3 protein-coding genes are annotated in these 3,331 nt (G+C 45.0%); all 3 read left to right on the top strand.

Annotated features, from left to right (window positions below; genetic code table 11):
• The coding region (locus KAH81_10345) for a T9SS type A sorting domain-containing protein (protein MCK5834052.1) at window positions 1–1,475 on the top strand (1,475 nt) is incomplete at its 5' end.
• Between the two features lie 10 nt (window positions 1,476–1,485).
• On the top strand, window positions 1,486–1,866 hold the full coding sequence (locus KAH81_10340) for a hypothetical protein (GenBank protein ID MCK5834051.1): 381 nt from the start codon (window positions 1,486–1,488) through the stop codon (window positions 1,864–1,866).
• Between the two features lie 324 nt (window positions 1,867–2,190).
• Window positions 2,191–3,331 (top strand): hypothetical protein (locus KAH81_10335; GenBank protein ID MCK5834050.1); only part of this gene is annotated, 1,141 nt, incomplete at its 3' end.

Below are 3,331 nucleotides of genomic sequence, written 5' to 3'. Positions count from 1 at the left end.
AGATGAAACACGCAAATTTAATTTTCAGCTTTGTTGTTCTCCTGGTTTTGGCTGGTGGTCTTTGGGCGGATTGGACGGACCCGATTGTTATCTGGGATGAATCGAACTGGTTCGAAAGGCAAGGGGCAGCCGTTTATATGGACTCTGCGGGGAATTGTATAGCGTTCAGCGGCGGTTTTTGGGATTCGTCGCGAGACACGGCTTATACTTATGCTTTCGTTTATGACCAAACTACGGTAAGATTCGATACGATTGGTCCAATCCTATCTCTTCCCGAAGATCATGGCAGGATGTTTCGTTACCCAGAGGTTTTCAATAATCTAGTCAAATCAACGGGGGAAATCGTATTTCCATTATACATTATGAACGAAGGCGGATTCATTATTAGTTATGACGGTGTTTCTTTCGATGTCGATAGGATATCGATGCCTTTTGATTCTTCTTCGTTGTTTATGGTCTACGTCTTTCCCTGTGTCCGGGATGACGACCGCCTTTCGGTTCTTTTTAAGGTGAATTTTATGGGAACAGATACGTTCTTTATCTATCCGGATATTTCTGTTCCGGACACGGTAATAAAAATCGGTTTTCCCCCGTGGCATGATGCGTATGTGAGAGATTTCTTTTGGATTGCGGATAGATTCTATTTATCCTACATTTACCCGGTAACATCGGATTCCATTACTCGGCGGCTTTCCGAGTTTGCTGATGCAACGGAAAGAGTTTTATGGTCTATTCCTAATGTCGGAAATGTTCAATCCAATATATCACGGGAGGACCTATCGCTATATTGTTACGAGATGTTTAATCTTGATACACCAGATACGACGTGGTATTTCTGGAAAATCGATTCCACTGGTTCTATTGATACTCTGTATACATATCCTCACGCTCCGTGGCGTAGTTGCGGCTTTATTTCATTAAAATCGAGAGAGCTGGCTAATCCAATTGGTCTTATCGTGAAAAATTCATCAGAAAGTTTTTACCTGGTTTTATGGTTCGATAGCACGGAACTTGATGTCGATACATTGGAAATCGAACCCAGGCTATGGGGGCAATATAATTGTATGGAAACTACACCGGGGACTTATATGCATGCGTTTCTTAACTCAATCCCGGATACTGCAGCACCTACAGGATATTGGAATTACGATGTAGTTAGGATCTACAATGACACAATTGTGAATACCATATCTGAAAATGACGGTATTCATTTTATAAAAAAGGAGCATATCAATATATATCCCAATCCATTTAATATAACTTGCCAAATAAGAACTTCCCCATTGGTTTTAAATATAGCCATTTACGATATAACAGGTCGTATTATCGACCGGGCAAAAAGAGAAGATAATACTATGCTATGGCCGTCGATAGAACTGGGGGAGCATAGCATGAATTCAGGTATTTATTTTGCGATTGCGAAAGATAAAGCAGGAAATATCTTAGATACTAAAAAGGTTGTTCTAATAAAATAAGGAGCGTAAAATGAAAAATCATTACTTGTTTATGGTTACTTTCGTTTTAGTTTTCGCGAGCGTTATTCAAGCGCAGACATGGGTTACACTGGACCAGCAGTTTACGGATTCCTCATATTCAATTACGGTTGATTACAGCGATTATGATAGCACAGTATTGGATATATCTATCCCCGGCAACGATACACTGACCAGCGATTTAACAACATCGGTCGATTCGGTCTATGCCCGCGTGGGAATGGATAACGCGCTGGAATATTGTTTCGATTATTCCGCTCCCGGTGCGGATTCGGCGCAATCGGTTATACTCGAAGCACCCGGTTTCGCTGTATATTATGATGACTCCGACAGGCTCAGGACATCGCAGGCTCAGTCACCGGTCGTTGAGTAGGCCGAAAGGCCGTATCGAAACGACGGGGTAGTTCGAGTGGAAAGATTGCGACGCTTCGCTCGAAATGACGGGCAAAAAAGCCGACCGGTCGGTCGCCTCTACGGGCGTTATATAAACGATTCTGCCGTCGATGTCGAATATTTATATTTCTGGATTTCCGCTCCCCGCTTTCGCGGGGACAAGCCTCACGGGAATGACGATTGCCTTTCACTCTTAAATCGTTTTCAGCAGGTCTCGATATTATTATTTGAAAAATTTTCTTGTCTAAGAATTAATAATTTATATTTTGATGTTTCATATTGCCAACTACAAAAAGGATGGAAAATGAGATTATCGAGTAAAATGTTTGGCGTAATCGTAGTGGGCATTGCGATTATGCTGGCCGCATCGCCGGGTATCGGGGCTACAATTCATTATCAGGGCAAGCTGACCGACATCGGCGGCGTCGGTATCAACGATGAACTTCCCATGAAGTTTCGTTTTTACGATGCTGAAACCGACGGCGATTCGCTTTGGGGCGAAAGTTACGAAGATCTAAACGAGATTTCCGTCGTGCATGGCTTTTTCGATGTCATGCTCGGATCCGTTAATCCAATCGAAGTTCCGTTCGATGAACAGTATTGGTTAGAAATCGAGATCGACGGGAACATCCTTATACCTCGAATGATTTTATCTACATCGCCATATTCCTTCTCCGCAACGGTTGCCGAGAGTGTGCAGACAGGCCTTTATCTCGAAAGCGTCAACGCGGTTTCGCCGGATTCTATAACCGGCAATATCGAGCTTGTCGAGGGAACGAATATTGAGATAATAGAGATTCCGGATAGCAATAAAATCAGAATAAGCAGCCCGCCCAGTGCGCCACTGAATCCTCTGATCGTAGGCAATGTCGTCGATCCGGGCGAGTTGCAAATCGCGAAGGGAGGCGGCGTCGGCAACCGTGTTGTAATAAAAGGCAATGCCGGCCAACCCGGAGTGGTCGTTAACCAGGGCGACGACGACCAGAACGGTATCGAGGCAGAAGCAGCCGGTGCCGGAAATGCGATAAAAGCGAGAAACGACGATCTGATCGGCTTTGCGGCGAAAATAATCGGCAATCTCATCGTCGAAAACTCATTAGGGGGCGAGGTATTCAAGGTCGATGCATTTGGTAATCGTACATACATGTCCCCTACTAATTTCAACGGAAACGGGGCTGGAGAAAGCTCTCTCGAAGCCGAGGCCACAGGCACCGACGGCACGGGACTCACCGGAACGGCAACATCGACCACCGGTTCCGGAAACGGTCTCATCGGAGTTACCGAAGCCTGCGGCGATTCTGCCGCTGGCGTGAAGGGAATCGCGAATTGTGTATCTGGCATGGTTTATGGGGTCAAAGGAATTTCGAGTGGAACATCCGATGGTTCCGCAGGTATATATGGCGTAGCAAACAGTGAATCAGGAATGATCTATGGTGTTACAGGGG

The organism is bacterium (assembly GCA_023145965.1).
GTDB lineage: Bacteria > UBP14 > UBA6098 > UBA6098 > UBA6098 > UBA6098.
The sequence above is the reverse complement of the archived record's forward strand: the minus strand, read 5'-3'. Positions and strand labels throughout refer to the sequence as shown.